At 58.4% G+C, this 24829-nt stretch carries 23 protein-coding genes; 13 read left to right on the plus strand and 10 right to left on the minus strand.

The features are described from left to right. Positions 1–23: 23 nt before the first annotated feature. The 4 genes from LRL22_RS00290 to rluB all read left to right on the plus strand — a co-directional run bounded on the left by LRL22_RS00290 (position 24) and on the right by rluB (position 3120). On the plus strand, positions 24–644 hold the full coding sequence (locus tag LRL22_RS00290) for an L-threonylcarbamoyladenylate synthase (RefSeq protein WP_005338129.1): 621 nt from the start codon (positions 24–26) through the stop codon (positions 642–644). Next, complete coding sequence (locus LRL22_RS00295; protein ID WP_270904421.1) at positions 637–1506, plus strand: segregation and condensation protein A; 870 nt, start codon at positions 637–639, stop codon at positions 1504–1506. The genes LRL22_RS00290 and LRL22_RS00295 overlap by 8 nt, the downstream gene beginning before the upstream one ends. Next, positions 1490–2062: an SMC-Scp complex subunit ScpB gene (gene scpB, locus LRL22_RS00300; RefSeq protein WP_005338125.1), complete on the plus strand. Its 573-nt coding sequence runs from the start codon at positions 1490–1492 to the stop codon at positions 2060–2062. The genes LRL22_RS00295 and scpB overlap by 17 nt, the downstream gene beginning before the upstream one ends. Before the next feature lie 134 nt (positions 2063–2196). Next, positions 2197–3120: a 23S rRNA pseudouridine(2605) synthase RluB gene (gene rluB, locus LRL22_RS00305; RefSeq protein WP_005347347.1), complete on the plus strand. Its 924-nt coding sequence runs from the start codon at positions 2197–2199 to the stop codon at positions 3118–3120. A gap of 155 nt (positions 3121–3275) precedes the next feature. Here rluB and LRL22_RS00310 read toward each other — a convergent pair whose 3' ends face one another. Beyond that, positions 3276–4004 carry a transporter substrate-binding domain-containing protein gene (locus LRL22_RS00310; protein ID WP_265784249.1) on the minus strand — a complete coding sequence of 243 codons (729 nt, stop codon included), beginning with the start codon at positions 4002–4004 and terminating at the stop codon, positions 3276–3278. Positions 4005–4194: 190 nt separating this feature from the next. Between LRL22_RS00310 and tesB the strand changes: the two genes are divergently transcribed. Continuing rightward, positions 4195–5061 carry an acyl-CoA thioesterase II gene (gene tesB, locus LRL22_RS00315; protein WP_019445657.1) on the plus strand — a complete coding sequence of 289 codons (867 nt, stop codon included), beginning with the start codon at positions 4195–4197 and terminating at the stop codon, positions 5059–5061. 78 nt (positions 5062–5139) lie between these two features. Here the strand turns inward: tesB and aceK are convergent, their stop codons facing one another. Next, a complete protein-coding gene (gene aceK / locus LRL22_RS00320) occupies positions 5140–6867 on the minus strand; it encodes a bifunctional isocitrate dehydrogenase kinase/phosphatase (protein ID WP_058059117.1) in 1728 nt (575 codons plus the stop codon). 206 nt (positions 6868–7073) lie between these two features. Here aceK and LRL22_RS00325 point away from each other — a divergent pair, with 206 nt between their 5' ends. The 4 genes from LRL22_RS00325 (at position 7074) to thrC (ending at position 12755) form a co-directional block, all read left to right on the plus strand. Then, on the plus strand, positions 7074–7778 hold the full coding sequence (locus tag LRL22_RS00325) for a tRNA/rRNA methyltransferase (protein ID WP_270904422.1): 705 nt from the start codon (positions 7074–7076) through the stop codon (positions 7776–7778). Positions 7779–8041: 263 nt separating this feature from the next. Beyond that, positions 8042–10501: a bifunctional aspartate kinase/homoserine dehydrogenase I gene (gene thrA / locus LRL22_RS00330; protein WP_270904423.1), complete on the plus strand. Its 2460-nt coding sequence runs from the start codon at positions 8042–8044 to the stop codon at positions 10499–10501. 2 nt (positions 10502–10503) lie between these two features. Then, positions 10504–11484, plus strand: a complete 981-nt coding sequence (gene thrB, locus LRL22_RS00335) for a homoserine kinase (protein ID WP_270904424.1) — start codon at positions 10504–10506, stop codon at positions 11482–11484. Then, a complete protein-coding gene (gene thrC, locus LRL22_RS00340) occupies positions 11481–12755 on the plus strand; it encodes a threonine synthase (RefSeq protein WP_270904425.1) in 1275 nt (424 codons plus the stop codon). Before thrB ends, thrC begins: the two co-directional genes overlap by 4 nt. Positions 12756–13179: 424 nt before the next feature. Here the strand turns inward: thrC and LRL22_RS00345 are convergent, their stop codons facing one another. Then, positions 13180–14778, minus strand: coding sequence for a P-loop ATPase, Sll1717 family (locus LRL22_RS00345; protein ID WP_270904426.1), 1599 nt, complete (start codon positions 14776–14778; stop codon positions 13180–13182). A 528-nt stretch (positions 14779–15306) separates the two neighbouring features. Between LRL22_RS00345 and LRL22_RS00350 the strand changes: the two genes are divergently transcribed. Both LRL22_RS00350 and LRL22_RS00355 read left to right on the plus strand, forming a co-directional pair. Continuing rightward, complete coding sequence (locus tag LRL22_RS00350; RefSeq protein WP_005338113.1) at positions 15307–15684, plus strand: hypothetical protein; 378 nt, start codon at positions 15307–15309, stop codon at positions 15682–15684. A gap of 224 nt (positions 15685–15908) precedes the next feature. Further along, positions 15909–16490 (plus strand): DUF1349 domain-containing protein, encoded by a 582-nt coding sequence (locus LRL22_RS00355; protein ID WP_270904427.1) that lies wholly within the window; start codon positions 15909–15911, stop codon positions 16488–16490. A gap of 80 nt (positions 16491–16570) precedes the next feature. Here LRL22_RS00355 and rimO read toward each other — a convergent pair whose 3' ends face one another. Then, positions 16571–17899, minus strand: a complete 1329-nt coding sequence (gene rimO, locus LRL22_RS00360) for a 30S ribosomal protein S12 methylthiotransferase RimO (RefSeq protein WP_270904428.1) — start codon at positions 17897–17899, stop codon at positions 16571–16573. Between the two features lie 292 nt (positions 17900–18191). On the opposite strand from rimO, the gene LRL22_RS00365 reads away from it, so the two are divergent. Then, positions 18192–19316 carry an HD domain-containing phosphohydrolase gene (locus LRL22_RS00365; protein ID WP_270904429.1) on the plus strand — a complete coding sequence of 375 codons (1125 nt, stop codon included), beginning with the start codon at positions 18192–18194 and terminating at the stop codon, positions 19314–19316. Between the two features lie 163 nt (positions 19317–19479). Here the strand turns inward: LRL22_RS00365 and LRL22_RS00370 are convergent, their stop codons facing one another. From LRL22_RS00370 to LRL22_RS00395, 6 genes are all read right to left on the minus strand, one after another. After that, the gene (locus LRL22_RS00370) at positions 19480–19665 is read right to left on the minus strand and encodes a hypothetical protein (protein WP_005338109.1); all 186 of its coding nucleotides are present in this window, start codon (positions 19663–19665) and stop codon (positions 19480–19482) included. Between the two features lie 42 nt (positions 19666–19707). After that, the gene (locus LRL22_RS00375) at positions 19708–20289 is read right to left on the minus strand and encodes a NifB/NifX family molybdenum-iron cluster-binding protein (protein ID WP_270904430.1); all 582 of its coding nucleotides are present in this window, start codon (positions 20287–20289) and stop codon (positions 19708–19710) included. Then, on the minus strand, positions 20286–20600 hold the full coding sequence (locus LRL22_RS00380) for a DUF134 domain-containing protein (protein WP_270904431.1): 315 nt from the start codon (positions 20598–20600) through the stop codon (positions 20286–20288). The genes LRL22_RS00375 and LRL22_RS00380 overlap by 4 nt, the downstream gene beginning before the upstream one ends. Positions 20601–20823: 223 nt before the next feature. Next, positions 20824–22005 (minus strand): dicarboxylate/amino acid:cation symporter, encoded by a 1182-nt coding sequence (locus LRL22_RS00385; protein WP_005359180.1) that lies wholly within the window; start codon positions 22003–22005, stop codon positions 20824–20826. A gap of 192 nt (positions 22006–22197) precedes the next feature. Beyond that, complete coding sequence (locus LRL22_RS00390; protein ID WP_270904432.1) at positions 22198–22749, minus strand: class I SAM-dependent methyltransferase; 552 nt, start codon at positions 22747–22749, stop codon at positions 22198–22200. Positions 22750–22854: 105 nt separating this feature from the next. Beyond that, positions 22855–23493, minus strand: coding sequence for a TetR family transcriptional regulator (locus LRL22_RS00395; protein WP_040065945.1), 639 nt, complete (start codon positions 23491–23493; stop codon positions 22855–22857). Positions 23494–23633: 140 nt separating this feature from the next. Here LRL22_RS00395 and LRL22_RS00400 point away from each other — a divergent pair, with 140 nt between their 5' ends. Continuing rightward, a complete protein-coding gene (locus LRL22_RS00400) occupies positions 23634–24827 on the plus strand; it encodes an efflux RND transporter periplasmic adaptor subunit (RefSeq protein ID WP_270904433.1) in 1194 nt (397 codons plus the stop codon). Positions 24828–24829 lie beyond the last annotated feature (2 nt).

A 24829-nucleotide genomic window follows, 5' to 3' on the forward strand; every position in this document is an offset into this window, starting at 1 on the left:
TGCCCCCATTGCGAGAACAAGCTATGAGTCAGCATTTTTACGTACATCCGGAAAACCCCCAGGCCCGTCTGATCGGTCAGGCGGTACAGATCATCCAGAACGGCGGCGTCATCGTCTATCCGACCGACTCCGGTTATGCGCTGGGTTGCCAGATGGGTGACAAGGGCGCGCTGGAACGCATCTGCCGCATCCGTCGCCTCGACGCCAACCACGACTTCACCCTGGTGTGCCGCGATCTCTCCGAGATCTCCACCTACGCCAAGGTCGACAACAGCGCGTTTCGCCTGATCAAGAACAACACCCCGGGCGCCTACACCTTCATCTTCAAGGCGACCAAAGAGGTGCCGCGCCGCCTGATGAACGAGAAGAAAAAGAGCATCGGCATCCGGGTGCCGGACAACAAGATTGCCCAGGCGCTCTTGGAAGCACTCGGCGAGCCGCTGCTCTCCACCACATTGATCCTGCCGGACTCCGAGATGGCCGAGTTCGACCCGGAAGAGATCTTCGACAAGCTGGGCAAGCAGATCGATCTGGTGGTCAACGGCGGCTATCTGGGCGAGCAGCCCACCACAGTGGTCGATTTCTCTGACGACGAGCCGGTATTGCGTCGTCGCGGCGCCGGAGATCCAACCCCGTTTGAGTGATGTCGCTGAACCGGTGACAGTCCCCGCTGCCGAGATGGGGGCTGGCTCCGCGCTACCCATCGCGAAAGTCCTGGGGCAGCCCTATCACGAGCTGCCCCAGGACTTGTTCATCCCGCCCGATGCGCTGGAGGTGTTCCTCGATACCTTCGAGGGGCCGCTGGATCTGCTGCTCTACCTTATCCGACGCCAGCAGCTCGATATCCTCAACCTGCCGATCCTGCAGATCACCGCCCAGTACATGGAGTACGTGGAGCTGATGCAGGGACTCAACCTTGAGCTGGCGGCCGAATATCTGCTGATGGCGGCCTGGCTGGCGGAGATAAAATCCCGCCTGCTGCTGCCCAAGGCGCCGGAGCTGGAGGATGAAGAGGAGGGGGAAGACCCGCGGGTGACCCTGATCCGCCGCCTGCAGGAGTACGAGCGTTACAAGGTAGGTGCAGAGAGGGTCAATGAGCTGCCACGGGTGGAGCGGGAGATTTATATCGCAGCCGCCTTGCCCCCCGATTTTGGCGCCCTCAAGCCACTGGCGCCCGATGTTTCGCTGGTTGAGCTCGCCCTTTACATGCAAAGTGTGGTAAAACGCGCGACTCATTTCGAACATCACCAGATCCGCCGCGAACAGATCCCGACCCGGGTGCGCATGGCGGAGATCCTCGCCATGCTCACGCTGGGCCAGACCCTGCGCCTTGAGCAGGTGCTGCGCGCCGAAGAGGGGCGCATGGGGGTACTGGTGACGTTTCTGGCCCTGCTGGAGCTGTGCAAGGAGCAACTGATCTGGATCCTGCAGGCAGAACCCCTTGGCCCAATCCATTTTGCATTGGCCGAGCAGAGCGAGGAGGGCAACCGTGGCGCTGCCCACTGAACGACTCAAGACCCTGATCGAAGCGGCGCTGTTTGTGGCCGGTCGCCCGCTCAATGTCAGCGAGCTGAAAAGCAGCGTGCTGGCGGATTATCCGGTGACCAGCCGTTATGTTCAGCTGCTGTTGGCCGAGATCAGGCAAGATTACAGCTCGCGGGGCGTCGAACTCAAAGAGGTCGCCTCCGGCTGGCGCTTTCAGGCGCGTCAGGAGTATGCCGAGGAGCTATCAAGGCTCTGGAGCGAGCGGGCGCCGCGCTATTCCCGCGCCGTGATGGAGACACTGACCCTGATCGCCTATCGCCAACCCATCACCCGGGCCGAGATCGAAGCGATCCGCGGGGTTGCGGTGTCGAGCCAGATAGTGAATACCCTGAAAGAGCGTGGCTGGGTGCGCAGCATAGGCCACAAAGAGGTGGCCGGTCGCCCCGAACTGCTCGCCACCACCAGAGAGTTTCTGGATTACTTTAATCTGCAGAGTCTGGAGCAGCTCCCCGAGCTGGATCCGGAGCTGCAACCCCTGTTGCCCTCTGCGGTGGACGGGGAGAACGATGCCCGGTGAATGGCGCCCAAGCGTGCCGATGTCACCGAGATATACATTTTTCAACTGTGACGAAGGCTCCAACCGGCGTTTGTTACAGTTAACCCCGTTGCCCCTTTTACCGGTGGGCAGCGATCAACAATCAGGTAACCCCGATGAGTGAAAAACTGCAAAAAGTGTTGGCCCGCGCGGGTCACGGCTCCCGTCGTGAGATGGAGGCCCTGATCACCGCAGGTCGGGTCAGTGTGGATGGCAAGGTCGCCACGCTGGGGGATCGCGTCGAAGTGAACGCCGTGATCCGGGTGGATGGTCACCAGGTCAAGACCCGTGCCGCAGAGGAAGTGATCTGCCGCGTACTGGCTTACCACAAGCCGGAAGGGGAGATGTGTACCCGTCACGATCCGGAAGGTCGTCCCACCGTGTTTGATCGTCTGCCCAAGATGGAAGGTGCCCGCTGGATCGCGGTCGGCCGCCTCGACGTCAACACCTCCGGTCTGCTGCTGTTCACCACCGATGGTGAGCTGGCCAACCGTCTGATGCACCCGAGCCACGAAGTGGAGCGGGAATACGCGGTACGTGTCTTTGGCGAAATCACCGAAGCCATGCTGCAGCGTCTGCGCAAGGGCGTGCAGCTGGAAGATGGCACCGCCAAGTTCAACAAGATCAAACCGGCTGGCGGTGAGGGTCTGAACCAGTGGTTCAACGTCACCCTGACCGAAGGTCGCAACCGTGAAGTGCGCCGCCTGTGGGAATCCCAGGAAGTGCAGGTGAGCCGCCTGATGCGGATCCGCTACGGCGACGTCAAGCTGGACCGCGGCATCCCCCGTGGTGGCTGGCAAGAGCTGAAACTGCCGGAAGTGAACTATCTGCGCGGTCTGGTCAACCTGCCGCCGGAGACCGAATCCAAGGTCGATCTGCAGCAGGATGGCAAAACCAGCCGTCACAAGCAGGCCGCCCAGATCCGTCGTGCTGTGCAGCGTCACAAAGAGATGCAGGGCAAAGAGCCGCGCGCTCGCGCCACCACCGCCCGTCGCAAGCCGCAAGCCTCTACCCGCAACTCAGGTACCGGCAGCAAGTAAGCCGACAACCCGTTGCGAACTGCGCGCCGTCAAATAGCGCACAGTCGGCCAAGCAAAGGCCCGCACCAACTGGTGCGGGCCTTTTTCATCTCTAGCGGGGGACCTCCAGCTGCCGGCTGGCTCTGGTCATGTGGTAATGATTGCTCTCACACTCCTCAGTTGGCCGGTGTCATCCACTCTTTGTTGAAGTCACGTATAAACATCTCTCCCTCTTCATTGCGGGCGGTGACCAGATAGAAGGTGACGTTCTGGCGAAACAACGAGAGGCGGTAGAGGGCGGCGTTGTCCTCCTCCGAGAGGTTCTTTTTCGAGGTGTCGTTGATGGGCACCAGATCGACTTTGCCCTTTTTCAGCAGTTCGACACACTGGTTGAGGCGGTTGGTGGTTCTGACGATCAGCTTCTGCTCGATGGTCACCCGCTCGATAGCATCGGAGAACCACCCCTTGGGCACGCAGGCGGTTTTCTGCTGCCAGGGCGGGGATTCCAGCCCCTTCTTGTCGGGCGTGGTGTACCAGGACTGGATATCGAATGCGATGGGGGTACTGAACAGCAGGGTGTTGCTGCGCTCGTTGGTCCAGGTAAAAGGGAAGGCGGCGATGGCGTTGCCCAGTTCGATGTTTTTAAGTCCTCTCGGCCAGGGTTGGTAGGAGACCCGCAGATCCGGGTGGCCCGCCGCTTTGAGGGTAGTGAGCACCTTGCTCGCCAGCTCGCCGCCATTGGCCAGCGTCGCCGAAGAGTAGGGGGGCAATTCGCCGGTGATAATCACCGCGCTCTGCACCGTGGCGGCCGGGAGCAGCGAGAGAGCAAACAGGGTGGCAAGAAAGCGAAGGGACGAGCGGAGGCGATAAGTGGCAGAGGGAGTGACCGGATAACGGATGTGCATGGCGGGTGACCTCACCTCTATCGATTGCTGACAGCGTAGCGGTTCTGGCAGGGAAAAAACAGACTCGATAAATGCTGTTGGTCGCGGCGTATGGCCCTTGAAGTTCCCTTTGGCGGGCGGAAGGGGTTGTGGCGGTTGCTCTGCTCCGGTGAGCTTGTTAGCCTGTGCGGCTCTGATAGAGGAGTGAACAATGAGCAAGGTACTTGATGAGCTGCTGGCGTTGCTGGCGCTGGAAAAAATCGAGGAGGGCCTGTTTCGGGGCCAGAGCCAGGATCTCGGTCTGCGGGCCGTGTTTGGCGGACAGGTAATGGGGCAGGCCTTGTCAGCCGCCAAGCAGACGGTCGAGACCGGCCGTCAGGTTCACAGTTTTCACTCCTACTTCCTGCGTCCGGGGGATGTGACCCGTCCCATCGTCTATGACGTGGAGAATATCCGTGACGGCCAGACCGTCTCCACTCGCCGGGTCAAGGCGATTCAGGGCGGCAAGCCCATTTTCTATCTCAACGCCTCGTTTCAGGTGCCGGCCGACGGTTTCGAGCATCAGGCGCAGATGCCCACCGGCATCACCCCGCCGGAGGAGCTCAAGAGCGAGCTGGAGCTGGTGCGCCCCTACGAGAACCTGATCCCGGCCTCCCTGCGCGACAAGATCCTCTGCGAGCAGCCCATCGAGATGCGCCCGGTGACCCTGGTCGACCCTATTCGGCCAACGGTGCAGGATCCGGTGCGTCACGTCTGGTTCAAGGCCAACGGCCAGATGCCGGATGATCTGCGGGTGCACAAATACCTGCTGGCCTACGCCTCCGACTTCAACTTCCTGCTCACCTCGCTGCAGCCCCACGGGGTGTCCTACTGGGAGCCGGATATGCAGGTGGCCACCATCGATCACTCCATGTGGTTCCACCGGGATTTCCGCTTCGACGACTGGCTGCTCTACGTGGTAGACAGCCCGAGCGCCAGCAGCGGTCGCGGTCTGGTGCGCGGCCAGTTTTTTACCCGTGATGGCATGCTGGTGGCGAGCACCATGCAGGAGGGGGTGATCCGCCGTCGCGGCAGTTAAGTCGCGCAGCGGTCAGCAAAACGGGGTGGCTTTGGCCACCCCGTTTTCGTTGCTGCGATGTGGGCGGGCGCTGCGGGATCAGCCGCCGCGCTGGTACTTGAAGCGCTTCTTGCGCCGGTAGGGATAGACATCCTCGAATACCCCCACCTTGATGTTGCTCTGCAGCATCTTCCAGTAGTTGGCGTCGAACATCTCCTTGTGCAACTGCAACATGATCTCGCGCACCTGTGGCTTTTGCAGCAGGAAGGTGGCGAACTCCTCGGGGAAGATGTCGTTGGGGGCCACCGAGTACCAGGGCTCGGCGCTCCACTCATCCTCGGGGTAGCGCGGCGGCGGGATCTGGCGGAAGTTGCACTCCGTCATGTAGCAGATCTCGTCGTAGTCGTAGAAAACCACCCGGCCGTGGCGGGTGACGCCGAAGTTCTTGAACAGCATGTCCCCCGGGAAGATGTTGGCCGCCGCCAGCTGCTTGATGGCGTTGCCGTACTCCTCCAGCGCGAGGCGGGTTTGCTGCTCGTCCGCCTTGTCCAGATAGAGGTTGAGGGGGATCATCTTGCGCTCGGTATAGAGGTGCTTGATCACCAGCTTGTCGTCGCTGATGGTGAGGGCTGACGGTGCCACCGTCTTGAGCTCGGCAAGGAGTTCGGGCGAGATGCGATCCAGCGGAAACTCGAAGTTGGTGAACTCCTGGGTATCGGCCATCCGGCCAACCCGGTCGTGCTGTTTAACCAGCCGGTATTTTGCCTTCACCTGCTCGTGGCTCACATCCTTGGGCGGGGTGAACTCGTCTTTTATCACCTTGAACACCACATCGTAGGAGGGGAGGGTGAACACGCTCATCACCATCCCCTTGATGCCGGGAGCGATGATGAACTGATCCCGACTCTGGGCCAGATGGTGACGGTAGTGGCGATAGAGCTCGGTCTTGCCATGCTTCTGGCAGCCAATGGCGTTGTAGATCTCGTAATCGGGCTTGTGGGGCATGATCTGGCGCAGGAAGGCGACAAACAGCGCCGGTTCGCGGGCATAGACCATGAAATAGGCGCGGGCGAAACCAAACACGATGGAGGCGAGGTCCGGCTCGAAGATAACTGTATCCACATAGATGCTGTGGCCGGTGCTGAGCAGGGGCAGGATAAAGGGGAACACCTGATCCCGGGCCCGGATCAGCCCCACCAGATAGGCCCCTTTGTTGCGGTAGAACACCTCTTTGAGGAGCTCGATGGCAAACGGCTCGTCATGGAGGATTTGCGGGCCGTTCTCCGCAAGATGGCGGTGGATGTCGACAATATCCCGCTGCTTGTCCTCGTAGGGGAGGGTGAAGCTGTAATCCCCCAAAAGCTGGCTCAAGGTCTGCGGCAGATGGGCCAGATCGGTGCGATAGATCCGCAGCAGGGCGCTCAGGTCCGGTTTTTCGCCACGGCTGACAAAGGGGTGGATATAGAGGTTCTCGTCGCGGATATTGCGATGGCGAAAGATCCGGCGATAGACGGAGTTGAAGAAGGACTCCGCCACCTCGAAGTTGTCACAACGGGGCAATAGATCGCTGAAGGCGCTTTTGACCCGCTTGAGCAGCTCCTGGGTGGCGTGGTGCTCCCCCATCATCTGGCGGATGGAGCTGGCGGTTGCCCCCACATGGTGGTCATAGAGGCGAATTCGCTCGCGCCCGGCGAGCTGCACCCCCAGCCAGTCACTGTTCTCGAAGCGGCTCTTGCTGCCCTGGGTTATCTCGAGAAACCGGCTGTAAAACGACTCGAAGCGTTGCAAGATAGTCTCGGCGACGGCCTGTTCCAATGGCTGCTGCATCTCTCTCTTCCTTGTGATCTGTCGGGCCGATAGCGCGAAGGATTGGGTGTAATTTGTTCACACGTCTGGCCACTATCGCAACATTCAAACGTCTGTTCAAGTGGCAATTTTCGGGGATAAACGGTAGATTGCGCCCCTGTTTTGGTGATGGTTTAGCGACTGTTTGCTGTCTGTTTGAGAGGCCGTTCGGCCTGTGAGGAAACCCGATGAAGCTCTATTTTGTCCTGGTGGCACCTGCCCGACCTGCGAATGTGGGGGCGGCTGCCCGCGCCATGAAAACCATGGGATTCGATGCCATGCGACTGGTCGCGAGCCGGGTACACGAAGAGGAGGAGGCGAGCTGGGTGGCTCACGGCGCCCAGGAGATCCTGACTCAGGCCGAAGCGTTCGATACCCTGCCCGAGGCGCTGGCGGACATGGATCTGGTGATCGCCACCACCGCCCGTGAGCGCGGTCGCTACCAGCACTACCTCACCCCGGGGGAGATCCGCGAGCAGATCCGCAGCAAGCCTTCCCTCAACAAGGTCGCCATCGTTTTTGGCTGCGAGGAGTCGGGGCTCTCCAACGAGCAGCTGGCCGAGGTCGATCTCATCAGCTATCTGCCCCTCAAGGTGAGCTACCCGTCTCTCAATCTGGGGCAGGCGATCATGCTCTACGCCTACGAGATGAGTCAGCTGATGGATGAGCTGAACGCCGACGGCGCCGCTGCGGTAGCAGAAAATTTTGAGAATGCCGGGCAGGTTCGGGTGCTGAAAAGCAAAATAGCAGAATTGCTGGGTGAACTCGGAGTTTCGCAGGATGAAAAACTGCATCAATGGGTGATGGACCGGGTACCCATGCTGCCGCAGCGGGATTTGAACATGCTCCACCTGCTCTGCAAAGACCTTGCTCGCCGCTTTGGGCGTGAGTAGCAAAGAGGTTTAGGTTGACAGCCCGCCGCCCGCCGCGGTATTGCTAAAAGCCAGCTTCGTCAACGAGTGTTCGTCATGCAGTTATTCACCAACGTCATCACCACCACCATTATTACCGGTACCACCACAGGTGGCACTGGGGCCGGTTGATGCGCTGACGAACAAGCACAGAAATCAGAAAAGGCCCGTACCCACCCAGTACGGGCCTTTTTGTTGGACTGGTTTTTAGATTGAATTTCATAGATTTACAGGGAGAGAAAGCGATGAGAGTGTTGAAATTTGGCGGGTCTTCACTGGCCGATGCAGAACGTTTTTTACGGGTGGCCGATATCGCGGTCAACACCCACGGCCAATCTCAGGTAGCCCTGGTGCTCTCTGCACCTGCCAAGGTGACCAATCATCTGGTGGCGCTGGTGGAACAGACCAGTCGCGGCATGGATGCCAGTTCCACCCTGTTTGAAGTGAACGGTATCTTCTCCCGCCTGCTGGCCGGGTTGAAGGCGGCCTATCCGGCGCTCGATGACAAGGCGCTGCTGGCCCGTCTCACCGCCGAGCTGGATCAGGTGGAGCGGCTGATGCAGGGCATCCGTCTGCTGGGGCTCTGCCCGGACAACGTGCAAGCGCGCATTCTGAGCCGTGGCGAGAACCTCTCCATCGCCTTTATGCACGAACTGCTGCGAGTGCGCGGTCTGGATCTGGAGCTGATCGTACCGGAAGATCTGCTGGTCACCGACGGCGGTTATCTGGAAGCGCACGTCGATATCGAAGCCTCCCGCCTGCGCTTTGCCGCCAAGGGTCTGCGTAGCGACTGTCTTTACCTGATGCCGGGCTTTACCGGTGGCAGCGACAAGGGCGAGACCGTGCTGCTGGGCCGTAATGGCTCCGACTACTCCGCCGCCGTGCTGGCTGCCTGCGTCGATGCCGAGTGCTGCGAGATCTGGACTGACGTCGAGGGCTGCTACAGCTGCGACCCCCGTCTGGTGCCGGATGCCTACCTGCTGAAAACCCTCTCCTACAAGGAGGCGATGGAGCTCTCCTACTTCGGTGCCAAGGTGCTGCACCCGAAAACCATCGCGCCGGTGGCCCAGTTCCATATTCCCTGCCTCATCAAGAACAGCTTCAACCCGCAAGGGCCGGGCACCCTGATCGGCCCCGAGAGCGGCGACGATGACCTGAAAGTGAAGGCCATCTCGGATCTCTCCGGCATGTGCATGTTCAACGTCTCCGGCCCCGGCATGAAGGGGATGGTCGGCATGGCCGGTCGCATCTTCTCCGCCGTCTCCCGCGCCGGGGTCAGTATCGTGCTGATCACCCAGTCATCTTCCGAGTACAGCGTCAGCTTCTGTATCCACAGCTACGACAGCGAGAAGACCCGCAAGGTGCTGGAGCGCGAGTTCGAGCTCGAATTCAAAAACCAGCTGCTGGAGCCGCTGGATATCATCAGCGATCTGGCGATCATCTCCCTGATCGGTGACGGCATGCGCACCAGCAAGGGGATGGCGGCCCGCTTCTTCACCTCGCTGGCGCAAGCCTCCATCAATATCGTCGCTATCGCGCAGGGTTCTAGCGAGCGCTCCATCTCGGCGGTGGTGCGGGATCGCAAGGTGGCGGAAGCCATCAAGGCGTGCCACCAGAACTTCTTTGGCAGCCAGCAGTTTATCGATCTGTTTGTGGTCGGGGTCGGCGGCGTCGGTGCCGCGCTGGTGGATCAGATTGCCCGCCAGCAACCGGTACTGGCCGAGCAGGGCACTGGCCTTCGCGTGGTCGGCATCGCCAACAGCCGCCAGATGGCGGTCAACAAGGATGGCCTGAACCTCGCCAACTGGCGTGAACAGCTGGTGGAAGCCCGTGACAGCTTCTCGCTGGAAGGGGTGAAAAAGCTGGTGGAAGATAGCCACATCATCAACCCGGTGATCGTCGACTGCACCTCCTCCGAGGCGGTGGCCGTTCAGTATGCCGACTTCTTGGCCGCCGGTTTCCACGTGGTGACTCCGAACAAGAAGGCCAACACCGGCTCGCTCGATTACTATAAGGCGCTGCGCCGCACCGCCCGCCAGACTCGCCGCAAGTTCCTGTACGAGACCAACGTCGGCGCCGGTCTGCCGGTTATCGAGAACCTGCAGAACCTCATCAAGGCCGGAGACAAGCTACGTGCCTTCGATGGCATTCTGTCCGGTTCGCTCTCCTTTATCTTCGGCAAGCTGGATGAAGGGATGGCCTTCTCTGAAGCCACCAAGATTGCCCGCAGCAATGGTTTTACCGAGCCGGATCCTCGCGACGATCTCAACGGCATGGATGTGGCGCGCAAGCTGCTCATTCTGGCTCGCGAAGCCGGCATGGCGCTGGAGCTCTCCGATGTCGAGGTAGAGCAGGCGCTGCCGCCGGGCTTTGACGCCAGCGGCGACGTGGAAGCCTTTATGGCCCGCCTGCCGGAGGCTGACGGCTGGTTCCGCGACCAGTTCGCCGCGGCCCAGCGTGAAGGCAAGGTGCTGCGCTATGTGGGCTCCATCGAAGGTGGCAAGTGCAAGGTCGCCATCAAGGCGGTCGGTGGCGACGAGCCGCTGTTCAAGGTCAAAGACGGGGAGAACGCGCTCGCCTTCTTCTCCACCTACTACCAGCCGATCCCGCTGGTGCTGCGTGGCTATGGCGCCGGTACCGAAGTGACTGCGGCGGGCGTCTTTGCCGACGTGCTGCGCACCCAGAATTGGAAGCAGGAGTTGTAAGCATGAGTTCAGACATGTACCAGAGCAGTAGTGTGGTCGCCTACGCGCCTGCCTCCAGCGCCAACCTGAGCGTGGGATTCGATGTACTGGGGGCGGCGCTCGCCCCCGTCGATGGCTCTCTGCTCGGCGATCGGGTGCAGGTAAAAGCGGCTGACGTGCCGTTTGCCCTCTCATCCGTGGGCCGCTACGTCCACAAGCTGCCGGACGATCCGAAAAAGAATATCCTCCATGACTGCTGGGTCGCCTATGGCGAGGCGCTGGAGAAGCGCGGCCTTAAACTCAAGCCGCTCGAAATGGTGCTGGAGAAGAACTTGCCAGTGGGCTCGGGGCTGGGTTCCAGCGCCTGTAGCGTGGTGGCGGCGTTGGAGGGGCTCAACGCTTTCCACGGCGAGCCGTTCAATGAGCACGACATGCTGCTGCTGATGGGGGAGATGGAAGGCAAGATCTCCGGCTCCGTTCACTACGACAACGTGGCCCCCTGTTATCTGGGTGGCATGCAGCTGGTGCTGGAAGAGCACGGCGTTATCAGCCAGGGTATTCCGGTGTTCGATCAGTGGTACTGGGTGGTCTGCTACCCGGGTACCGTGGTTTCGACCGCGGCTGCCCGCGCCATTTTGCCGGCCCAATATCGCCGTCAGGATTGCCTCACCTATGGCCGCCGTCTGGCTGCCTTTGTCCACGCCAGCTACACCGGGCAGGAGGGATTGGCGGCGAGCGTCTTGAAAGATGTGATTGCCGAGCCCTACCGCGCGGCGCTGATCGAAGGCTTTGCCGAGGTGCGGGCGCAGGCGGCCCAGAACGGGGCGCTGGCCACCGGCATCTCCGGCTCCGGCCCCACCGTGTTTGTGGTGATGAAGGATCTGGCGCAGGCCGAGCGGATGAAAGATTGGATGGAAGCACATTTCGTGCAGAACGAAGATGGATTTGCCCGGGTCTGCAAACTGGACATGGCCGGGGCACGGGTAACAGGAAGCGAGCTATGAATCTCTACAACATCAAGGACAACAGCGAACAGGTGAGCTTTGCGCAGGCGGTGCGTCAGGGCTTGGGTCGCGAACAGGGGCTCTTCTTCCCTGAACAACTCGAACCGCTCGCCGATGTTGATGCCCTGCTCGATCTGCCGCTGGCCGAACGCTCTGCCCGCATCCTGAGCCACCTGCTGGGGGACGAAGTGCCCGCCGCCAAGGTGAGCGAGCTTGTCAACGCCGCCTTCACCTTCCCGGCGCCGCTGGTGAAACTCAAGGATGGCACCTATGCCCTCGAGCTGTTCCACGGCCCGACCCTGGCATTCAAGGACTTTGGCGGCCGCTTTATGGCCCAGTGCCTCGCGGCCTTTAGAACCAACGACAAGATTACTATCCTCACCGCCACCTCCGGCGACACCGGCGCCGCCGTGGCCCACGCCTTCTATGGGCTGGAGGGGATTGAGGTGGTGATCCTCTATCCCAAGGGCAAGATCAGCCCCTTGCAGGAGAAGCTCTTCTGCACCCTCGGCGGCAATATTCGCACCATCGCCATCGACGGCGACTTCGATGCCTGTCAGGCGCTTGTAAAACAGGCCTTTGACGACGAGGCGCTGAAAAAGGCCATTGGCCTCAACTCCGCCAACTCCATCAATATCAGCCGCCTGCTGGCGCAGGTTTGCTACTACTTCGAAGCGGTGGCCCAGTTGCCCAAAGCCGACCGTGCCAAGGCGGTGATCAGCGTGCCGTCCGGCAACTTTGGCAACCTCACCGCAGGCTTGATTGCCAAGGCGCTGGGGCTGCCGGTGAAGCGCTTTATCGCCGCCACCAACGCCAACGATACCGTGCCGCGCTACCTGAAAACCGGCCAGTGGGATCCGCACCAGACAGTGGCAACCCTGTCAAACGCCATGGATGTGAGCCGCCCCAACAACTGGCCGCGGGTAGAGGAGCTCTGCCGTCGCAAAGGCTGGGCGCTGGAGACTCTGGGCTCTGGCATGCGTGACGACGCCCAGACCCGCGCTGCCCTGAAGCGGCTGCATGAGCTGGATTATCTGTGCGAACCCCATGGCGCCATCGCCTGGGATCTGCTAGGTGAACAGCTGGCCGAGGATGAAGTGGGGGTGTTCCTCTGCACCGCCCATCCCGCCAAGTTCAAGGAGTCGGTAGACGAGATCCTGAGTCTGGATGTACCGCTGCCCGGCCCGCTCGCCAAGCATGCCGAGCTGCCACTGCTCTCCGTTAATTTACCTGCGGAGTTTGCCCGGTTAAGGGCGTTCTTGGTGGGGTAAGTAGCTGAGCTGAGATAACCGATAGAAACAAAAATCCCCCGGTAACGGGGGATTTTTGTTTTGTGCATAGGGCAAGGTGAATAAGTTCTGAGCTAGCCGAGTAATGACTGGTTCAGAAAGGTGGGAGTCCCAAATTTCGTCTCCCATGAACCCGACTTTTTGGCGGGGGGGAAAGGGAGTATTGGTTTGAGGGGGTATGAAGCAAGCAGTCGAAAGTTTCAGAAAATATTTCGATGGAGCTTTATCTCAACGGCAGGGGAAAAGTTGGGTTGCTATCACGTGGGGCATTCATAACCTTCGTGTAGGGGGTTATTCTAGCAAGTAATTGTCTGTATGACTGAAATTGCCAGCCGAGTAATGGCTGGCTCAGTCAGAATGTGTGATAACTAGAACGGTACAGCTTAAACTTATTTTAAGCTGTTTTTTATTTACCGCCTTGTTGGCGCTGGAATTTTTGACCAATATTTAGAGATTTTGCTATGCCACTATGAATTATGTATTGGCGATCGAATTTTATTTTTGGCATTATCTTTGCGTTTGACCTTTCTCGATAAGACCATCGATAAAAGTGCCCACTATTGTTTTCGAGCATCTCTTTATAACCAATTACATTAACATCATACCAGAATTGTAAAAAAACCTCAGGTGAAGACATTAGTTTTTTATCGAAATCATTTCTGTTGCCAATGTCGAATGTGAAACGCTCAAACGCAGCTTTGAATACATCAAAGTCAAACGTTGAATTTCCATCTAAATACTGGAAAAAAGCAGTGTATTGCTCGAAGTCTTCATTTGAAATGTAAAAATTAGCGTAATTCTTCACTTCTCCCAATAAATATTCTGAATATTTCTCTGTAAACCCTGGGTAATCAAGAATATCTGTGTCAAATTTGTCGCGACCTGACTTCTCATTCCCTGAATATATGTTTATTAGTATTTTTATTGCAGAAAATATATCTCTTGGTCTTTGAAATGATTTATGCATAAGACTGGGGAATGATTCTTTAGTTTTTAATGGACTTTCAGAGAAATAATAGTCCCACCCACTATTTATTTCATTTTGATTTTGAGATAAAAAATATTTATCAGACATTTTAAATAACTCTGAATTTCTATGTCTTTCTTTTGTAGTGACCCAATTCAATAGAACAGAGTTATCATTTAGCTTACAATTTGAGTTATGAAGGTTTAGCGAGTTGAAAACATCAGGACGTAACAGTAATACAATTCTAAGGCGGCCTTTTGAATCTTTTATATTTGGGAAAAATTCGGTATTCAAATGCCATGCAGCTTCAGATAAACCAATGAGACAGTCTCTGTATTCATCAAAGTCTACACCATTTGGTTTGGCATCTAGGCCATCAATAAAAAGAACAATATCGTTATTTAATTTAACGTCCTTTAAACCAGCCTTTAGCTTAATTTCACAATCTAGCAGAGCTGTTTTTACTTCTGTGATAGTTGTTTTCGTTGAGCTACTATCGCTAGCTTTTAGCGTTGACTTCAATACTTGTGGTATTTCTGCTCCAAGATCGGAAGAAGTTGTTAAAGTTGAAACAAACTCAATTACATATTCAAGCTCTGGAAGATGAGAGTTTGAATCATAATCTTTAATAGCCTTCTCAATAGGGGAGAATCGATTGGTTAATTTATGTATCCATTTTTTATTTTTTTCAATGATAGTTTTTGATGCAAGATATAATAGGGTTGCTCGCCAAACAACAGAGTAGTCAGTATAGGAAGCTTTCCCATTTTGCTTTAAATGAATAAAGCGTTTATATTGAGTCTCCGTTATAGCTATATGTTTTGCAGAAATCCCTTTGGGTGAGCTATTTTGAAAGTGAAAAGCCAGGGCCGATTTACCTGATCCTTTTTCACCTACTATATAATAGCAGCTACTATTCGTTGCTGTTTCTAAAAAACTTGTCTTTAAATATGCGTTTGAAAAAAACTGCCTATTTTCTTTGGTGTTGTAATTAACGGCATCTGTTGAAGGATTGAAAAGTTCATTTATTTTTTTCATTTGGATTCTCTATTGAGATTTAAAAAAGATGAGATAAAAAATTATGATAAAGATGTTATCTCATGAAATCTCACGCTACCGCCCGTGGATTACAGCTTCCAAAATGCTCCATTAACCAGCGAGGGCAGCAGCCCATCACTGATGAATAGGCATCGGATGGCTATGTTAAGCCAAATGAATCCGGCCACACCAGACAAAAAGTGACGTAACTGTCAGTAATGATTGTTTTTTTGCGCTGGCTCAAAAAACAGCAGAGATCGGGCACAGGATTCCCATGACCCTTGATTCTATTGGGGTTGGCGGGAAGGTAGGGGGCAGGCTTGCTGTTGGAGAAGGCTTTACGGGGACAATCCCGCTCTGCCAATCGGCGCTATAGTGCGGGCGATGGTTGCCCTGTGCTCCGCTCCCAAGCTGGCGAGGCGGGGGATCTGGGGCAACAATCAGCTGTTGCAATCACAGCCATTTGCAACACATCGTCATGCAAATATGACCATGCAAACACATCACCAGATAGAGAGGAGATCACCCATGAAGCGTACCATCCTGTTCGGCCTGCTCTGCGGCAGCGTGCTGCTGGCCAATCCGGTCTTTGCCAACGACGCAGCCCAGTTGCAGTGCGAGGCGCAGGCCGCAGCCAAAAAGCTTAACGGCGCCGCCAAGACCAGCTTTGTCGGCAAGTGCGTGAAAGATGCCGCTGGCGCCGCAACTGGCGAGTGCGAGAAGGCGGCCGCCGACAAGAAGCTGGCCGGTGCGGCCAAGAACAGCTTTATCCAGAAGTGCGTGAAGACGGGCGCGGCGGTGGATCCGGCGGCCAAGTGCGAGAAGGCGGCGGCCGACAAGAAGCTGGCTGGCGCGGCCAAGAACAGCTTTGTCCAGAAGTGCGTGAAGGATAGCGCCGCCAAGTAAGGCATTTTCTCATCCGGTGTGTTTGCGGGGGGCCATCAGGCCCCCCGCGCATTTTTGGGCGCAGTGATGGCGCAACGCACAAGCCTTGTATCGGGACGGCAATAGCAACACTATTGACTCCTTTTTGGGTTCCGCAGAGGCGCAGCCATAACCTGCCGTGACCGGACGAGGGGTTGGTGAGCCGCATTTGTGCGGGATTACGCGCGATAAGGGAGCAAAGCAGGATGATGGAAGGGATGGAATGGCGCTGGCTCAATGAACCGGCCCAGTGGCACCAGACAGAGGGCGGTTTGCAGGTGGTGACAGACCAGCAGACCGATTTTTGGCGCAGCACCTGGTATGGCTTCGAGCGCCACAGTGGCCATCTCTATGGCTGCGAGGTGACAGGGGAATTTACCTTTCAGGTCTGCGTCGAGGGGGAGTTCACCACCCTCTACGATCAGGCGGGGCTGATGCTGCTACTAGACGAGGCGCACTGGCTGAAAGCGGGGATCGAGTACAACGATGCTCAGCCGATGATCGGCAGCGTGCTGACCAATCCGCGCTCTGACTGGGCCACCGGTATTTTCAGCGGCAATCCGCGCCGCTTCTGGCTGCGGCTGACCCGGCTGGCTGATTGCCTGCGTTTGCAATACTCCATCGATGGCAAGGTGTGGCCGCTGCTGCGCCTCGCCCCGTTTCCGCCAAGCGAGCGCTGCTTTATCGGGGTGATGTGCTGCACGCCGGAGCGGCAGGGGCTGGCGGTGCGCTTCTCTGACCTGCGCCTCACCCCGCCTCTTGGCAAGGCGCTCCATGATTTGAGCTAGGCCAGCGGTTTTGCCTGCGACATTGAGCCAATAAAAAAGCGCCCGCAGGCGCTTTTTTCATTTGGCAGGTAGGGCCTCAATTAGCTGATCAGGCTGGCCCACAGGTCATATTCGTCGGATTCGTCGATCCGTACCTTGACCATGTCGCCCGGCTTGAGGTTGGTTTCGCCGTTGAGGTAGACCAGACCGTCGATCTCCGGTGCATCGGCGAAGGAGCGGCCAGTGGCACCCTCTTCGTCCACTTCGTCGATGATAACGGTCATCTCCTGACCCACTTTGCGGGCCAGCTTGCGGATGGAGACCTGCTGTTGCAGCTCCATAAAGCGCTGGAAGCGCTCTTCCTGAATCTCTTCCGGCACCGGATCCGGCAGCTCGTTGGCCAGCGCCCCTTCGACCGGGCTGTATTTGAAGCAACCGACCCGATCCAGCTCCGCCTTGTCGATGAACTCCAGCAGCATCTGGAAATCTTCCTCGGTCTCGCCCGGGAAGCCGACGATAAAGGTGGAGCGCAGCGTGATCTGCGGGCAGATCTCGCGCCACTTCTGGATCCGCTCCAGGGTGCGCTCGACGGTACCCGGGCGCTTCATCAGTTTCAGGATGCGCGGGCTGGCGTGCTGCAGCGGAATATCGAGGTAGGGCAGTACCTTGCCATCGCGCATCAGCGGGATGACGTCATCTACGTGCGGGTAGGGGTAGACGTAGTGCAGGCGCACCCAGATATCGAGCTTGGCCAGCTCTTCGCACAGGGCGACCATGCTGGTCTTGACCGGCATGCCGTCGTAGAAACCGGTGCGGTGCTTCACATCGACGCCGTAGGCGGAGGTGTCCTGGGAGATCACCAGCAGCTCCTTCACGCCAGCCTCTTTCAGGCGCTTGGCTTCGGCCAGCACGTCGCCGATGGGGCGGCTCACCAGATCCCCGCGCATGGAGGGGATGATGCAGAAGGTGCAGCGGTGGTTGCAGCCCTCGGAAATCTTCAGATAGGCGTAGTGACGCGGGGTCAGCTTGACGCCGTGGGCTGGTACCAGACTGGTGAAGGGGTTGTGCTGCGGCTTCTCCACATATTTGTGGACGTGACCCAGCACCTCTTCATAGGCGTGGGGGCCGGTGATCTCGAGCACCTTGGGGTGGATCTCGCGGATCTGATTCTCTTTGGCGCCAAGGCAGCCGGTGACGATCACCTTGCCGTTCTCGGCCAGCGCTTCGCCGATCGCTTCCAGCGACTCTTGCACCGCGCTGTCGATAAAGCCGCAGGTGTTGACGACGACCAGCTCGGCATCGTCATAGCTGGGCACCACATCGTACCCTTCGGTACGCAGCTGGGTCAGGATGCGTTCTGAATCGACCAGGTTTTTGGGGCAACCCAAGGAGACGAATCCTACTTTGGGGGCCTGTTTTGTGTTGGACATCGCTCAATCACTCTTAGGTGGCTCTTATTCAAGGGCGCGGATTTTACCGGAATGGTTAACCAAAAACTATACAGCCAGCATGGCAGAACCGAACAATATCTCCGACCAGGCAAGATTGCGCCGCACCAACAGCCGTTGATGGCGCGCCCTTGGTAGGGCTATTGCCTCTGCCATGCCGGCTTGTTGTGGGGACGCTGCTTTGTTGATTTTTCTGTCAATTTTGATGCTGTGGCGGGGAGAGCGTCAAAGGGAGTCACTATACTTCCATCACGGGGTCCCGTTGGAGATGGCGATGGAAAGTTCCTTTGGCGAAAAAATGCAGAGCGTACATGCCACGCTCAGGCAGCGCTTTGACAAGCTGAGTCGGGTGGCCATCGCGATTTACGATCCCCATACCGATCAGCTCAAGACCTTTGCCCACAGCACCGAGGGGCCCTCGCCGCTGGTGCAGTATGAGGTGAAGCTGAGCGATGTTCCCTCCCTGAGTTATCTGGCGGAGCACAAGCAGCCCCGGGTGCTCGGCAATCTCGATGCCCTGCGTGGCTCGGCATCGGAGCACAGCCGCAAGGTGCTGGAGGCGGGCTATGCCTCCAGCTATACCGAGCCGCTGCTGTTCAACAGCAAGCTGTTTGGTTTTCTGTTTTGCGATGCCATGGAGCCGGGATACTTCGAGGAGCCGATCCGCAGCGAGCTGTCGGCCTATGCCCAGGCGTTGTCGGCCATCATTGCGGTGGAGTTTTTCTCCATCCAGACCCTTGGCGGCGCGCTGACCACGGCGCGGGAGTTCAGCCGTTATCGGGATGAGGAGACCGCCAACCATCTGCACCGGATGTCGGCCTACTCCCGACTGATCGCCAAGACGCTGGCCCCGACTTGCGGGCTGAGCGATGAGGAGGTGGAGTTTATCTACCTCTTCTCCGAGCTGCACGACATCGGCAAGATCGCGGTGCCGGATGCCATTTTGCTCAAGCCGGGCAAGCTGACCTCGGAAGAGTTCGAGATCATGAAGATCCACCCCGGCAAAGGGCGGGAGATGATCAGTCTGATGATCAACGAGTTTGGTCTCGATGGCATTCACCACACCGATATGCTGACCAATATCATCGCCAGCCATCACGAACGCTTTGACGGCACTGGCTATCCGCTGGGGCTGGCGGGGGAGGCGATCCCGCTGGCAGCACGCATCGTGACGGTGGCCGATGTGTTTGATGCTCTTACCAGCGAGCGCCCCTACAAGAAGGCATGGCCGTTCGAGACGGCGTTTGCCTATCTGGAGGAGCATGCCGGCAGCCAGTTTGATCCCGCCTGTGTCGCTGCGGCCCTGCAGAACAAGGCCGAGTTTTATGCCATCTATCAGCAGTATCAGGATCCGGCCTGCTCTGCGAGTGTGGCGCCCAGCGGCGCCGAGCCGGGTTGAGCGCGTGTGATGAGCATAAGGGGGAAAGGGGTGGTTCAAGCATGACAAGGAGTAAATAGAGAGGGGGCACCAGCAGGTGCCCCCTCTCTTTTATGCGCCTCTCGATTCCACGCGCCCTTATTTTGCCGACCTTCTATCTGCGGCTATGGCGTTTGCGGTCAGGTTACTTTTTGGGCGTCGGCTCGCTGATCTGATAGAGGTGATCCGCGCAGGCACTGGAGCAGCCACAGGGACGCACCTCTTTATCTTCCCGCTTCTGGGCAAGCTGGTATTGGCGCCACCAGATGATGGTGCCCATGGCCAGGATCAGTACGAACGAGGCGAGCAGGCTCAACAACCAGATGGACATGATCTCTTCTCCTTGATGGTGATGACATGCACGGCGATGGCATCAGTGATGATGGCAGCAACCGCCCTGTTGGCCTGCGCCCTCACTGTCGTGACAACAAGTATGGCCTTGCAGTGGGCTCTCTGCCTGATTGCCACTACTGGCGCAACAGTGATCGGAGCCACTGTTGCACCCACCGTGGCAATTCGCATGACTCTGGCCTGCGCCGAGGGGCTGGATGGCACGGATAGTCGCCTTGCTCTGATGACAGCGAGACGGACGGCCCTGACTGGCCTCGGTTAGAGGTTGCAGATTGGCGGGGGCCAGCAGCGCCGGCAGCGGCAGGCGGGCAGAGCGGCACTGCAGTACCCGGATATTGGCCGCCAGCAGGCGCCCCAGCATTCGCTCGCCGATATTGCGCACCACCACCTGACCCACCTGATGATGGGCGAGGGCGTCGAGCAGTGCTTGCTTGCCGTGGCAGCCTTCGGCTGCGGCCGGGTTAGCCAGGGTGGCTATAACGTTCCTTTCGGGGTTAAGAATTTGCAGCTGCTCGGCACGGGTAAAGTGGCCAGCCAGCAACCCCTGACTCAGCATCAGGGCGCTGTTGCAGAGGGTGGTGGTCATGGTTGTGACAGCATTCATGTCGGCTCTTCTCCACTGGTTGGGTGGTCGGGCTCGGCGGGTTGCATCATCAATGCCTTGCCCAGACTCAGACACTCCACCACCTTGTAGCGCCCTTTTTTCAGGATATTGGCCAGGGTCTGGCGGGAGACCCCCATCACCAGGGCGGCCTCTTGCTGCTGCATTCCTTGAAGGTCGACGAGGCGCAGTGCCTCGAACTCGTCAGGGGCCAGCGCGACCTGTTCCAGCTGATGCATGGGGCGGCCGTTGGGTTTGAAGCAGCTGTTGGCGGGGCGGCCACAGATCTGGCGGGCAATCTTGGGTCTTGGCATGGTGGCTCCTAATTGGCATAAGTCATTTATACGCCCATATATGGCATATGCCAATAATTTTGTCTGATGCAGAGGGTAGCGCGAGTGCTGTTTACGGCAGAGAGGGGTAAAGAGAGGGAGGAGGAATACATACAAAAGCAGTGAAGGTGGCAGAAACGAAGCAGGCCCGAACATGGTTCGGGCCTGCGGTTTTGCAGAGGATGGTCGGGCTATCCCGACGCGCTTACGCCTGTTCGGCCTCGGCCACGGGGGCTGCGCTCTCGCTGCCATTGGCGAAGCGATCCGCCCACAGGGCAATCACGCCGTCACCGGTGACGTTGCAGGCGGTGCCGAAGCTGTCTTGCGCCAGATAGAGGGCGATCATCAGGGCGATGGAGGCTTCACCGAAACCGAGCATGGAGGTGAGCAGGCCCAGCGCCGACATCACGCCACCACCCGGCGCGCCTGGAGCGGCGATCATGATCACCCCCAGCATCATGATGAAGGGGAGCATGGTCTCGATGCCCGGAATGGCCAGATGCTCGGAGAGGAACATCACCGCGGTGGCACAGGTGACCAGGGTAATGGTGGAGCCACAGAGGTGAATGGTGGCACACAGCGGCACGGTGAAGTTGGCGATACCGTCGCTCACGCCGTTGTTCTTGCTCGATTGCAGAGCTACCGGAATGGTGGCGGCGCTCGACATGGTCCCCAGCGCGGTAAAGTAGGCGGGCAGCATGTTCTTGATGAGCTGGGCCGGTGAGCGGCCAAGGGCCAGACCGGTACCCACGAACAGTACGGAGAGCCAGATCCAGTGCATCAGGATCGCCATCACCAGCACCACGCCGAAGGTTTTCAGGGTGGCGAATACGGTGCCTTCTACCGTCATTTCGACAAAGACCCCGGCGATATAGAACGGCAGCAGCGGAATGATCACCTTGGCCAGCAGGCGGTCGATGATGTCACGACCCTGATCGGCGACCCGGCGCAGATCGGTGGCCTGGGTGGCGCTGATGCCGATGCCGAACACGAAGGCGGCGGCCAGTGCCGACATCACGCCAAACAGCGGCGGGATCTCCAGATTGACGTAGGAGGCGAGCTTGATAGCCGTGGCCGTGGTGGGCTCGGCGGCGGTGGTGAACTGCGGGATCAGGTGGCTCGCCACGGTAAAGGCGAACAGCCCCGCCAGAATGGTGGAGCAGTAGGAGAGGGCCACGGTTTTGCCCAGCAGCTTGCCGGAGTTTTTCGGCAGGCTGGCGATGCCGCTCATGATAAAGAACAGAATGATGAGCGGAATGGTGAAGGTGATCAGCTGACCTATCACTGTCTTGGCCGTAAACAGCACGCGCGCCACCCACTCAGGGGCGTAGAGACCGAGCAAGAGACCGGCAAGGATGCCAGCAATGAGTTTCAGGACAAGTTTCATAAGGAAATCCGGAGTTGGTTGTATTGTCTGTTTTGTTATTAAATTTTGATATTAATCACACTTTTTAACACGTAAGCCGTGTTATGTCTGCCTTTTCTGCGTTAACGCCGAGTTAAATATTGTCGAAGGTCAAGATCGCCGACTAGCTGTCGGCTTGGCGTTGAACTGGAAAATTCGTGATGAATTAGCCCGTTAGGTGGCCTGATGATCGCCACGCAGCAACATGACGTACTGGCTGGCGTGTTGACTTGTGCATGATGGCGTGTTGGTCGAGGCGGTTTCTATTGGCGCCAGTTGCAGCGCTATCCCGGATGTGGTGACCAGTTGCTGTAGCTGATGGTGACTTATCTTGCCGCTTGGCGGCAGGGGGAAGCAGAGCGGAGCACCCGCTTTGAGCAGGGTCGCCAGCTGTTGCAACTGGGGAACAAGGGTGGCCGCGTCGCCATCAAGCGGGTGGCTCAGCCAGATGCCATCGTAAGGGAGCACCGAGTGCATCTTCGCCAGCGGGCAGACCCGCACTGCTTGTCCGGATTGCTGCGAGGCAACTTTGGCGTCAGCCAGCACTGCTTCGCAGGCGGTGACCACATACCCTTCTGCACGCAGCCAGCAGAGATCCTCCCCCGTACCGCACTGACCATTGAGCAGGTGAGCACCGGGTTTAAGGCGCACCACAAAGGCAGCCCGAGCGCGGGCGTGCTGGTCGTTAAATGGCCGAGAAGCGGGGATTGCGTCAGAGTGTGGCACAGGGGTTACCTCAAGCAGGGGGCGCACAGGGTAACAAATCGGGGCCAGACTGCCAAAGCGCGCAGTCAGGCCCCGATTTGGAAGTGTGAGAGTTGCTGGCGCCGGTTAGCGGCCGCAGGCAGGCCCGTGGGGTTGGGCCAGCATGGTGAACATGCTCTCTATCAGGAAGGCGGATTCGCCCTGCAGGTCTATCCGCCCCGGAAAGTGGAGCCAGTTGATGATGTAGCCATCCAGAGTGCAGTGGAGCAGGGTGGCGGCGCGCTGCAGGTTGAGGTTGGCGGGCAGCTGGCCCCGCCGTACCGCGTTGGCCAGAGTGGTCTCCAGGTCCCGAAAGAAGTTGGCGGACTGGCTGCGGATATGCTCGCGCAATGAGATGGCTTCCCCCTCCAGCGATTCGAGATTGAACAGGATGGTGAACATCTGCCGTTGGGCCGGATTGTGAATGAAGCTGTGGAGCACCCCTTCGAAGAAGAGGCGCAGTTGCCCGAGCGGATCCGGCTCATCTGGATTGAGGCAGGCATCGAGCTGGTGGGCGAGGGGGCTGCAGAGCTCCTGCCAGAGCGAAATGAAGAGTTCATCCTTGTTCTTGAAATGCCAATAGATGGCCCCGCGGGTCAGGTCTGCCGCTCTGGCGATGTCGGTCAGGCTGGTCTTGGCCAGGCCCTGAGAGCAGAACAGATCCAGCGCCGTGCTCATGATGTGGCAGCGGGTTTGCTGCGCCTCTTCTTTGGTTCGTCTGGCCATCGAAATTTGTGCCTCATGCAAGCAAAAAGTCACTTACATACATTTATGAATGTATGTATATTGCCTCATCTTTCGACTATTTACCAACAGGGCCCATGCGGCCCTGATTGTTCATTGACTGGCAAAGGCTCAGGTGTTTCATGCATAAACATATTCTTGCTCGTTCAGTTGGTCTTGCCTTGCTGGCTACAGGCTTGCTGGCAGGTTGTGGTGACAAGGGGGGCGCCCCCCAGGGACAGGGCGGCATGCCCCCCGCGGCGGTCAATGTGGTGACCCTGCAGAGCGGTCCGCTGATGTTGACCACCGAGTTGACCGGCCGCAGCGCCCCGTTGCGGGTGGCTGAAGTGCGTCCGCAGGTGAGCGGCATCATCCTCAAGCGCCTCTTTACCGAGGGGAGCGATGTGAAGGCGGGCGATCTGCTCTATCAGATCGACCCGGCTGTCTATCAGGCGGCAGTCGCCAGCGCCAAGGCCAATCTGGCCAAGGCCGAGGCTAACGAGCAGAGTGCCCGCCTCAAGGCGCAGCGCTATCAGGAGCTGCTCAAGGTCAAATCCATCAGCCGTCAGGATTATGACGACGCCGACGCCAGCTGGAAGCAGGCCAAAGCGGAGATCATGGCGAGCAAGGCGGCCCTGCGCACTGCCGAGATCAATCTCGGTTACACCCGCATCACTGCCCCCATCAGTGGCCGCATCGGTAAATCCGCGGTGACCGAGGGGGCGCTGGTGACCGCCCAGCAGGCTGATAGCCTGACCGCCATTCAGCAGCTCGATCCCATGTATGTGGATGTGCGTCAGTCCACCGCCGATCTGTTGCGCCTCAAGCGACTGGTCGCCGAGGGCAAGCTGACCCAGGACGAGCAGAAGGGGGCCAGGGTGACCTTCCAGCTGGAAGATGGCTCCACTTATGGCGAAGAGGGCTCGCTGCAGTTCTCCGATGTGACCGTGGATGAGACCTCCGGCATGGTGACCCTGCGGGTGATTGTGCCCAACCCTCACCAGCTGCTGCTGCCCGGCATGTTCATGCGCGCCACCCTGCAAGAGGGTGAGCGGGCGCAAGGGCTGCTGGTGCCGCAAACTGCCGTGACTCGCACCCCCAATGGTGGCGCCACCGTGATGGTGGTAACCGCTGACAACAAGGTGGAGCTGCGCAACGTGCAGCTGAGCCGTGTCGTCGGCAGCAACTGGGTGGTGGAGTCAGGGCTCACCTCCGGCGAGCGGGTGATCGTGGCTGGCTTGCAGAAAGTACGACCGGGCGCCGTGGTCAATCCCGCCGAGCAGGGTGCTGATGCACCGTCTGCTCAAGCCGCGTCCAACCCCCCGGCCAACAAGTAGGA

This window comes from Aeromonas sp. PI_26, from assembly GCF_027854445.1.
Classification (GTDB): Bacteria; Pseudomonadota; Gammaproteobacteria; order Enterobacterales; family Aeromonadaceae; genus Aeromonas; species Aeromonas veronii.

What these genes read in the sequence shown, in the direction of transcription:
- thrB (WP_270904424.1), top strand. Translation starts at nt 10,504, where the DNA reads ATGAGTTCAGACATGTACCAGAGCAGTAGTGTGGTCGCCTACGCGCCT.
- thrC (WP_270904425.1), top strand. Translation starts at nt 11,481, where the DNA reads ATGAATCTCTACAACATCAAGGACAACAGCGAACAGGTGAGCTTTGCG.
- LRL22_RS00385 (WP_005359180.1), bottom strand. Translation starts at nt 22,005, where the DNA reads ATGAAACTTGTCCTGAAACTCATTGCTGGCATCCTTGCCGGTCTCTTG.
- LRL22_RS00350 (WP_005338113.1), top strand. Translation starts at nt 15,307, where the DNA reads ATGAAGCGTACCATCCTGTTCGGCCTGCTCTGCGGCAGCGTGCTGCTG.
- rimO (WP_270904428.1), bottom strand. Translation starts at nt 17,899, where the DNA reads ATGTCCAACACAAAACAGGCCCCCAAAGTAGGATTCGTCTCCTTGGGT.
- LRL22_RS00365 (WP_270904429.1), top strand. Translation starts at nt 18,192, where the DNA reads ATGGAAAGTTCCTTTGGCGAAAAAATGCAGAGCGTACATGCCACGCTC.
- rluB (WP_005347347.1), top strand. Translation starts at nt 2,197, where the DNA reads ATGAGTGAAAAACTGCAAAAAGTGTTGGCCCGCGCGGGTCACGGCTCC.
- LRL22_RS00395 (WP_040065945.1), bottom strand. Translation starts at nt 23,493, where the DNA reads ATGGCCAGACGAACCAAAGAAGAGGCGCAGCAAACCCGCTGCCACATC.
- LRL22_RS00325 (WP_270904422.1), top strand. Translation starts at nt 7,074, where the DNA reads ATGAAGCTCTATTTTGTCCTGGTGGCACCTGCCCGACCTGCGAATGTG.
- LRL22_RS00290 (WP_005338129.1), top strand. Translation starts at nt 24, where the DNA reads ATGAGTCAGCATTTTTACGTACATCCGGAAAACCCCCAGGCCCGTCTG.
- LRL22_RS00355 (WP_270904427.1), top strand. Translation starts at nt 15,909, where the DNA reads ATGATGGAAGGGATGGAATGGCGCTGGCTCAATGAACCGGCCCAGTGG.
- thrA (WP_270904423.1), top strand. Translation starts at nt 8,042, where the DNA reads ATGAGAGTGTTGAAATTTGGCGGGTCTTCACTGGCCGATGCAGAACGT.
- LRL22_RS00375 (WP_270904430.1), bottom strand. Translation starts at nt 20,289, where the DNA reads ATGAATGCTGTCACAACCATGACCACCACCCTCTGCAACAGCGCCCTG.
- LRL22_RS00345 (WP_270904426.1), bottom strand. Translation starts at nt 14,778, where the DNA reads ATGAAAAAAATAAATGAACTTTTCAATCCTTCAACAGATGCCGTTAAT.
- LRL22_RS00310 (WP_265784249.1), bottom strand. Translation starts at nt 4,004, where the DNA reads ATGCACATCCGTTATCCGGTCACTCCCTCTGCCACTTATCGCCTCCGC.
- LRL22_RS00400 (WP_270904433.1), top strand. Translation starts at nt 23,634, where the DNA reads ATGCATAAACATATTCTTGCTCGTTCAGTTGGTCTTGCCTTGCTGGCT.
- aceK (WP_058059117.1), bottom strand. Translation starts at nt 6,867, where the DNA reads ATGCAGCAGCCATTGGAACAGGCCGTCGCCGAGACTATCTTGCAACGC.
- tesB (WP_019445657.1), top strand. Translation starts at nt 4,195, where the DNA reads ATGAGCAAGGTACTTGATGAGCTGCTGGCGTTGCTGGCGCTGGAAAAA.
- LRL22_RS00370 (WP_005338109.1), bottom strand. Translation starts at nt 19,665, where the DNA reads ATGTCCATCTGGTTGTTGAGCCTGCTCGCCTCGTTCGTACTGATCCTG.
- LRL22_RS00380 (WP_270904431.1), bottom strand. Translation starts at nt 20,600, where the DNA reads ATGCCAAGACCCAAGATTGCCCGCCAGATCTGTGGCCGCCCCGCCAAC.